Genomic DNA, 7,717 nt, shown 5'->3' with positions numbered 1-7,717 from the left:
TTTTGAGTAAGATTGTTCATTTATTTAATTATTTGATAATCAATTAAATATACGGATTTCTATCCAATTGAACAATCTCTTTTTTATTTAATTCCTAAATGCACAACAGGTAATACAAAAATAAAAGCTATTGGTGAATAAAATTTAAACGCAATAAATAAAAAACATAACAATATTAATCCGTTTTGTTTATTTTTACAGAAAATAACTATTAATTGGAATGAAGGTAATTCTTGAACATATTTCTCCGGATGATAACAGCTCTTTTCGGGTCTTGCACATCAAAGATATTCCAATCTCGGAGCTCAATTGGCAATACCATTATCATCCCGAAATCGAAATTGTCTGCGTTTTGAGAGGCAAAGGAACACGGCACATCGGCTATCATAAAAGCCATTTCGAGGATGGCGCGCTGGCAGTTATCGGTTCCAATATTCCGCATTCTGGTTTTGGTCTCAACGCCACCGATCCGCACGAAGAAGTGGTCATCCAGTTTAGGGAAGATATCCTTTCTTTGCCAGATGGAGAGGCGGACACCCAATCTATCAAAAAACTTTTGGAAATATCCCGATATGGCGTTCTTTTTTCTTCAGAAATTAAAAAGCAACTGATTCCGAAACTGGAAAGAATAACGCAAGCAGAAGGTTATTCCAGATACCTGATGCTGCTTGATCTCCTCTTTGAGCTTTCAAAAACAAAAGACTTTGAATTGCTGAACACCGAGATAATGCCATATACCATCGTTTCTAAAAACAGAAACAGGCTGGAGGCGGTTTTCACATATGTTGAAAACGGCTATCAAGAAGAATTGGATATCCAGAAGGCAGCAGACCTCGCCAATCTTACTAAACCGGCATTTTGTAACTTTTTTAAAAAAGCGACTTCGCTTACTTTCGTAGAATTTGTGAATCGGTATAGGATTGATAAAGCCTGCATCCTACTGTCGCAAGAAAAAAGCATAGCAGAAAGTTGCTACGCTACGGGGTTTAATAATATTACTTAGTCATTCCTTAAAACAAATACAACGATTTGATATTCAATATTTTATTATCAAATTTCGATTAAAAATGTTGTATAAAATTGCAGAAAATCGTATTTTTAGGGTATAAAAAGTGGCAAAATGTTAGGAAAAATAAAACCCGATTTACAACAAAATTTATTTAAGACCAGACTTACCGAGCTTATTAATATGGAGCATCCATTGGTAAAATTAGCACAGGAGATTTCTTGGGATAAAATGGAGGTAGAGTTTGAGAAATTATTTTCAGAAGGTGGAAGACCCTCTATTGCGATTCGCAAAATAGCAGGAATGCTTCTGTTGAAGGAGATGTTTAAAGAGAGCGATGAGACGGTTGTAGAACGATGGATTGAGAACGCATATTGGCAATATTTTACAGGAGAAACCTTTTTTCAGACCGAGCAGCCTTTTGATCCGAGCAATTTTGTACACTTCAGAAAGAGAATTGGGGAGAAGGGATTGGAATTTCTTTTGGGACAAAGCGTTTCCCTTCATCCCAAAGCCAAAACGGAAGATGAAGTACAGATTGATACCACGGTTCAGGAGAAGAATATTACTTTTCCTACGGATGCCAAACTGGCAAAAAAAGTGATTGATAATTGTGCTAAAATAGCAGAAAAAGAAGGCATTATACAAAGACAAAGCTACAAAAGAGTCAGCAAACAATTATTGCGGGATGCCTATTTTGGGCATCATCCAAGAAGGCAAAAGAAAGCCAGAATGGCGAGAAAAAAGCTCAGAACCATTGGCAAAAGAGTGCTTCGGGAATTGGAAAGAAAATTACCATCAACTATCTTGAAAAACTACGAGGAAGTTTTTAAAATTTACCTCAAAGCACTCACTCAAGAACGCAACACGAAAGATAAAATTTATAGTCTTCACGAACCACAAGTTGCTTGTATTGCGAAAGGAAAATCTGGAAAAGCGTATGAATTTGGGACAAAAGTGGCGGTCGTAAGAGGTCGGAAAACAGGTATTATCAGTTCAGTAAAAAGATTTTCCGGTAATCCTCACGACAGCAAAACCTTGGAAGAATCATTGGCACAAAGTGAGCGGGTACGGAAATCAGTTGGAGGAACAAGGCCTAAAAAAGCGAGTGCAGACCGAGGTTTTCGAGGAATAAAAGAAGTAAAAGGAACAGCAATTTTGCTTCCCACAAAAAAAGAAAAAACAAGATATGGGCAGCAAGTGGCAAGATTAAGATTCCGGGCAAGAGCTGCAATAGAACCGTGTATCTCGCATTTAAAAAGAAACCACTCCTTGGGATTAAACTTCCTAAAAGGAGTGGCTGGAGATATTAATAACGCCCTATTAGCAGCGATTGGATACAATCTGAAGATGAGATTTAATCAAATTAAGGAGCAAATTCTTCTTTGGCTTGAACTTGTTCTACGAATCTTTTTATGCAAATATAATATTCAAAGTAAGAAACTAACTTTTTAAGGAATAACTACTTATTTCAACAAGATATTCAAGAAATACACCAAGACGACGCCCGGCCAATTCATTAGAAATTTATAGTGATGAGCTGTTTTCTTTATGAATGGTCTCAAGGCGCTGTTGTTCCAATTCCTCTTTTTCTTTTTGAAGTTGTTTGAACTCTCGTCTTAATTGTGCCTCTTTCACAGCGTTGCCTTTGCTGACGTAGCCCACCAATCCCCCGATAATAAGACCAATCCCAACGCCTGAAAGTGCGCCATAAACCACCCTCAGATCTATAGCCATATCGTTCAGATAAAACAGCAATGAACCAAGTCCTAATAAGATGATGCCAATTACAATTAAACTTTTCATAGTGTGGTATTTTTAAATTGCTGTTTAAAGTTTTCCTCCGGCGGCTTTATAATATTCCAAAGCTTTCGGCATATCGGCGTTCAAATCGGCTATTCTATTTTGCGGACTTGGGTGCGTAGAAAGGAATTCCGGAGTTTTGCTACCCGTGGCAGAAGCTTCCATTCTCTGCCAGAACGCAATGGCACTTCGAGGGTCATAACCTGCCATGGCCATTAGTTGCAGCCCCATCTCGTCTGCTTCCGATTCTTGTTTTCGGCCGTACGCCAAAAGACCTACTTGAGCGCCCACAGGATATACTTTCTCGAAGACGCCCGCCCATTGGGTATTGGATATGGATCCACCGATTAAACTTCCGCCGTATTGTGCCAGCATTGCTTGGGAGATTCTTTCGTTTCCGTGTCCGGCGAGGGCGTGCGATACTTCGTGTCCCATTACAACCGCTACTCCGTTATCATCTTTACAAATCGGCATTATACCGGTATAGAATGCTACTTTTCCACCAGGCATACACCAAGCATTTTGCTGTGGATCTTGAATAAGATTAAATTCCCAACTGTAATTTGCTAATGCCGATTCTCTCCCAATGGATTTATAATAAGCATAGGCCGCATTTTTAATCTTTGCGCCCACATTTTTCACCCTGTTGGCGTCTACCGTTCCGGTAACTACTTTGGCCGTGGAAAGCGTGGTTTTGTACTCCGTAGCAGCGGCCATCATAATTTCGTTGTTATTTGCAATTTGAATGGAAGACCGTCCTGTTACCGGATTGGTAACGCAAGCTATAATGCCGAGTCCGCTAAGTATCAATGCGAATATTCTTTTTATTTTCATAGTTTAGGATTTATTTATTTGTATGTTCTATTTTACAAGTATTATTCCAAAAAAATTATCCTCTTTTGAGGAAGGCGTCCCAGCCCTGAGCTGTCAGCGGAATCAATTGGTGGGAGCCCCGGGCAATTAGAAAATTCCCGTCGTTGTTCTCTGTTGCGTGGCCGATTACTGTAAAGTCCGGATGATTTTTAATTTTGTCAAAATCATTTGGCGAGATCGTGAATAGCAATTCATAATCTTCGCCACCGTTTAGCGCAGCCATTGCCGGATTAAGGTTGAGCTCATCGGCGGTCTGAATGGTCAAGTCGTCCATTGGAATTTTTTCTTCATAAAGATTAAAACCCACTTTTGACTGATCCGATAAGTGTAGAATCTCTGACGCTAAGCCATCCGACACATCGATCATCGACGTTGGACGAATATCTAAATCTGACAATTTTGCCTTGATATCTGTTCTTGCCTCAGGTTTCAATTGTCTTTCGAGGATATAATCGTAACCCTCCATCTCGGGCTGCATATTGGGATTTGCCAGAAAAACCGAATGTTCTCTTTCCAGGATTTGCAATCCTAAATACGCGCCGCCAAGATCGCCCGTCACCACCAAAAGATCATTTGGTTTTGCGCCGCTTCTCTTGACAATTTGTTCTTCATTTTCCAACCCAATTGCCGTAACGCTTATCACTAAGCCGGATTTGGAACTCGTTGTATCTCCGCCCACCAAGTCCACTTTGTACCGATTGCAAGCTAAGGCAATTCCTTCGTAGATTTCTTCCAAGGCCTCTACCGGAAAACGATTGGAAACTGCGACGGAAACCAATATTTGTGTTGGTGTTGCATTCATCGCAGCGATATCGCTCAGGTTCACAACCACCGATTTATAACCCAAATGTTTCAGCGGCACATAGCCCAAATTGAAATGAATACCCTCGGCCAACATATCTGTCGAAACTACCACTTTTTTGCCTTCGGCATCGATAACGGCCGCATCGTCGCCCACGGAAAGTTTTGTGGAACTTTGAACGATCGGAAAGTTTTTGGTTAAATGTTTTATCAAACCAAATTCTCCAAGTTTCGATATCGGCGTGAGTTCCTGTGATTTATCTTCAAGCATTTTTTTCTATAGTTGTTAATGATCTGTGAAATAGCAAACCCGCACTTCCCATTATTTTAAAGTTGAAAAGACCGAAGCATCTACGTTCTCCGGTCGGAAGGGCAGGGTTTTCAGATAGTCTCTCGTAATGATCTTGGCATCTTTGGTTTTGAATTCGTTCATTACCAGACCAATGTCTTCCGGCGGGGTGGTAATTTTCCTCAGCATTATGTCAATCCAAACCCCGGTGGCTTCTGCCGTGGCACAGTGCGTGCCGTCCGGCAAATAAAATTTGTGAACAAATTGATAAATAGATCCGTCCTCTGAAATCGCAGCCACTTCCAATCCTACAAAAACGGTCTGGTCTGCGTAGATCTCCTTGAAGAAAGAAAAGCGCTCGTGCAACATCACGGGACCCACACCCCAGCGGTTGAGTTGCGTCAACCCGATTTTGTTTTTTGTGAGAAATGCCATCCTCGTTTGCGAGCAATAATCCACGTAACTCGAGTTCCCAAGATGACGGTTGGCATCGATGTCGCTCCACCTCACTTCAAATTGATGATAATATACAGACATAGTGTGTGTTTAATGTTTCTCCAAATTTAACCATTTGAGATGAATTCTAAAAATGTAATTTTGTGCATCGAATACGGTATAACGAAGTTCCGGCAATTGGCACGAAAAGACGGAACGTATTAAAAGAAAAATCCGCTTAAGTTAAGATTTCATCAATGTCAAAAAAGAAAAATGTAGTCATCATTGGAGGAGGCGCGGCAGGGTTTTTTGCGGCAGCCAATCTCGATGAGGCTCAATATAATGTCACGATTTTCGAACAAAATCTTGATGTACTGCAGAAGGTGAAAGTCTCCGGCGGTGGCCGGTGCAACGTAACGAATGCTTGCTTCGACGCAAGGGAGTTGGTAAATTTCTACCCGCGAGGAAACCGAGAATTGCTGAGCGTTTTCACAAAGTTTCAGCCGGGCGACACGATGGACTGGTTCGAAACTAGAAATGTACCTTTGAAAATAGAAAAAGACAACCGCGTCTTCCCGATGAGCGATTCTTCGCAAAGCATTATCGATGCGATGGTGTCCGAGGTGCAAAGAAAAAATTTTGGAATCAAAACGCAAGTTTCTGTTTCGGAAATCATAAAAGAAGACGGCAAGTATCTCATCAAAACAAAACAAGGCCATTTCCCGACAGACATCGTCATCTTTACGACAGGAAGTTCTCCAAAATCCTTGAAATTACTCCAAAATATGGGTCACAAAATTATAGATGCGGTTCCTTCTCTTTTTACCTTTAATATTAAAGATGAGTTGCTCAAAGATCTTCCGGGAACGAGTTTTGAAAATGCAGAAATCCGCATCCCAAGTCTGAAAACAGAAGAATCGGGACCGCTTCTCATCACACATTGGGGACTTTCGGGACCAGCTGTTTTGAAAATTTCGGCTTGGGAAGCGAGAAATTTGGCTATGTTGAAATACAATTTTGAGATCGAGCTTAATTTTATTTCAAAACCAATTTCGGAAGCTGAGCAAGAATTGATAACGTTCAAAAACAGCAATCCGAAAAGGTCTGTCGCGCAGTCAAAAATATTTGATGTGACCCATCGGTTTTGGAATAAGATTCTGGAGATCAATCATATTAATCCGGAAAAACAGATGGCCAATCTTTCTGGAAAAGAAATGGGTCTCATTCTGAAGAATCTTTGCGAAAAGAAACTTCAGGTGACGGGGAAATCTACTTTCAAAGAAGAATTTGTAACGGCTGGCGGCGTAGATCTCCGGGAAATTAATTTTAAAAATATGGCATCAAAGATCCTCCCCGATTTTTATATTGCGGGTGAAGTGCTGAACATAGACGCTGTCACGGGCGGTTTCAACTTTCAGGCTTGCTGGAGCGAGGCATGGCTGATATCACAACATCTTAATATGATGTAATGAAATCTTTTATTAACTTTGGCAGCAAATTGATCATTCCAAAACAAATGAAATATTCAAAAAATATAGTGCGACTCCTCGCTTTATCGGTGTTTTTTATAACTGCTTCTTGCCAGACAAGGGTAGTATCGCCGGCAAAACCTATGCAGGACAACTCTATAAAGTTATATGAAAAATACAGCGTTCAAACCAAAGACGCCAAAATCCAAAAAATCCAGATTTTAAAAATCGATGCCACCAAAATATATGGCAAAAATAAAGCGGGCGAGATGGTAGAAATCGAAAAGAACGAAGTGAGGGAAATCAAAAAACCGGATTATTTGCTTTCCGCTATCATTGCGCTGGCGGCTATTGCTGCGGTAATTTTTGTTCCGATTTGATTTTTGTGAGAAAGTATAAAATCAAACTTCCTGCAAAATAACACAGAATATCCAGCCAACTGAAAGAGTTTCCAAGAACGGTCATCATAAGCCGATTGTCCTTGAACCCTAAAAATTCGGCAAACTGAAAATACTGCATAAACTCGAGCAAACACGCGAATAGCAAGATTCCGACAATCAATTTCAAAGGCGGGAAATCAAAAAAACTTTTGACGAAATAATAGATGAGCATTACTACCAAAACATCCCCAAGATAGGCTCTTACGAAGAACAAATCACTTAGTTTGGTGGCAATTAAAACTTCGATAAAGAAAATTAATACAGCAATCGTCAGATTTTTGGAGTTGAAAGTTAAGATGTTTTTCACAAGACTTATTTTTAAGGCAAGGATTATGCTTTTAGAATTACAAATATCCGGTTTCGGTTTGATTTTTGACCGAGTCAATTCAAATAAAAATATATTGCTATGAAAAATTTGCTATTAATCAGCTCGTTATCCTTATTTGCAGTAAGTTGCATCCCGGATAAAGACAAACGCCAAGAAAGAAAAGACGACCACAGTGCGGAACATATGAGAAACGAAGGCGTCGATTCTACCCTGCTTTCTACAGATGCTAAAAAAGCGGATACCACAGCAGTCAAAAAAGATTCGGCGAAATAA

The 7,717-nt window shown here is 40.0% G+C and carries 10 protein-coding genes; 5 read left to right on the top strand and 5 right to left on the bottom strand.

Features of this window, described 5'->3' with window-relative positions:
• Nucleotides 1-220 precede the first annotated feature (220 nt).
• Together DTW91_RS11735 and DTW91_RS11730 are read left to right on the top strand one after the other, a co-directional pair.
• Entirely contained in the window at nucleotides 221-1,003 is a 783-nt protein-coding gene (locus DTW91_RS11735) for an AraC family transcriptional regulator (RefSeq protein ID WP_125203553.1), read from the top strand.
• 117 nt (nucleotides 1,004-1,120) lie between these two features.
• Nucleotides 1,121-2,461 carry an IS5 family transposase gene (locus tag DTW91_RS11730; protein WP_125203552.1) on the top strand — a complete coding sequence of 447 codons (1,341 nt, stop codon included), beginning with the start codon at nucleotides 1,121-1,123 and terminating at the stop codon, nucleotides 2,459-2,461.
• 72 nt (nucleotides 2,462-2,533) lie between these two features.
• Here DTW91_RS11730 and DTW91_RS11725 read toward each other — a convergent pair whose 3' ends face one another.
• Genes DTW91_RS11725 through DTW91_RS11710 form a run of 4 tightly spaced genes read right to left on the bottom strand, consistent with a single transcriptional unit; the run spans nucleotide 2,534 to nucleotide 5,309 of the window.
• A complete protein-coding gene (locus tag DTW91_RS11725) occupies nucleotides 2,534-2,812 on the bottom strand; it encodes a DUF1049 domain-containing protein (RefSeq protein WP_125203551.1) in 279 nt (92 codons plus the stop codon).
• Nucleotides 2,813-2,836: 24 nt separating this feature from the next.
• Entirely contained in the window at nucleotides 2,837-3,643 is an 807-nt protein-coding gene (locus DTW91_RS11720) for a M48 family metallopeptidase (protein WP_125203550.1), read from the bottom strand.
• 55 nt (nucleotides 3,644-3,698) lie between these two features.
• Nucleotides 3,699-4,754: a thiamine-phosphate kinase gene (thiL, locus tag DTW91_RS11715; protein ID WP_125203549.1), complete on the bottom strand. Its 1,056-nt coding sequence runs from the start codon at nucleotides 4,752-4,754 to the stop codon at nucleotides 3,699-3,701.
• Between the two features lie 51 nt (nucleotides 4,755-4,805).
• Complete coding sequence (locus DTW91_RS11710) at nucleotides 4,806-5,309, bottom strand: acyl-CoA thioesterase (RefSeq protein WP_125203548.1); 504 nt, start codon at nucleotides 5,307-5,309, stop codon at nucleotides 4,806-4,808.
• Nucleotides 5,310-5,464: 155 nt separating this feature from the next.
• Between DTW91_RS11710 and DTW91_RS11705 the strand changes: the two genes are divergently transcribed.
• Together DTW91_RS11705 and DTW91_RS11700 are read left to right on the top strand one after the other, a co-directional pair.
• Complete coding sequence (locus tag DTW91_RS11705) at nucleotides 5,465-6,676, top strand: NAD(P)/FAD-dependent oxidoreductase (protein ID WP_125203547.1); 1,212 nt, start codon at nucleotides 5,465-5,467, stop codon at nucleotides 6,674-6,676.
• A gap of 47 nt (nucleotides 6,677-6,723) precedes the next feature.
• Nucleotides 6,724-7,056, top strand: coding sequence for a bacteriophage spanin2 family protein (locus DTW91_RS11700; protein WP_125203546.1), 333 nt, complete (start codon nucleotides 6,724-6,726; stop codon nucleotides 7,054-7,056).
• On the opposite strand, the gene DTW91_RS11695 is transcribed toward DTW91_RS11700, so the two are convergent.
• Nucleotides 7,025-7,423 (bottom strand): DUF2809 domain-containing protein, encoded by a 399-nt coding sequence (locus tag DTW91_RS11695; protein ID WP_125203545.1) that lies wholly within the window; start codon nucleotides 7,421-7,423, stop codon nucleotides 7,025-7,027. The two genes, DTW91_RS11700 and DTW91_RS11695, sit on opposite strands and share 32 nt — an antisense overlap.
• 99 nt (nucleotides 7,424-7,522) lie before the next feature.
• Here DTW91_RS11695 and DTW91_RS11690 point away from each other — a divergent pair, with 99 nt between their 5' ends.
• Nucleotides 7,523-7,717 (top strand): hypothetical protein, encoded by a 195-nt coding sequence (locus DTW91_RS11690; protein WP_125203544.1) that lies wholly within the window; start codon nucleotides 7,523-7,525, stop codon nucleotides 7,715-7,717.

This window comes from Chryseobacterium sp. SC28 (assembly GCF_003932955.1).
In the GTDB taxonomy this organism is placed as follows: Bacteria; Bacteroidota; Bacteroidia; order Flavobacteriales; family Weeksellaceae; genus Epilithonimonas.
Note: the sequence above shows the minus strand (reverse complement) of the source record. Positions and strands in the feature narration are given on the sequence as shown.

Excerpts from the sequence above, each read along its gene's own strand:
- DTW91_RS11725 (WP_125203551.1), bottom strand. The coding sequence starts at position 2,812 with ATGAAAAGTTTAATTGTAATTGGCATCATCTTATTAGGACTTGGTTCA.
- DTW91_RS11710 (WP_125203548.1), bottom strand. The coding sequence starts at position 5,309 with ATGTCTGTATATTATCATCAATTTGAAGTGAGGTGGAGCGACATCGAT.
- thiL (WP_125203549.1), bottom strand. The coding sequence starts at position 4,754 with ATGCTTGAAGATAAATCACAGGAACTCACGCCGATATCGAAACTTGGA.
- DTW91_RS11700 (WP_125203546.1), top strand. The coding sequence starts at position 6,724 with ATGAAATATTCAAAAAATATAGTGCGACTCCTCGCTTTATCGGTGTTT.
- DTW91_RS11705 (WP_125203547.1), top strand. The coding sequence starts at position 5,465 with ATGTCAAAAAAGAAAAATGTAGTCATCATTGGAGGAGGCGCGGCAGGG.
- DTW91_RS11735 (WP_125203553.1), top strand. The coding sequence starts at position 221 with ATGAAGGTAATTCTTGAACATATTTCTCCGGATGATAACAGCTCTTTT.
- DTW91_RS11730 (WP_125203552.1), top strand. The coding sequence starts at position 1,121 with ATGTTAGGAAAAATAAAACCCGATTTACAACAAAATTTATTTAAGACC.
- DTW91_RS11720 (WP_125203550.1), bottom strand. The coding sequence starts at position 3,643 with ATGAAAATAAAAAGAATATTCGCATTGATACTTAGCGGACTCGGCATT.
- DTW91_RS11690 (WP_125203544.1), top strand. The coding sequence starts at position 7,523 with ATGAAAAATTTGCTATTAATCAGCTCGTTATCCTTATTTGCAGTAAGT.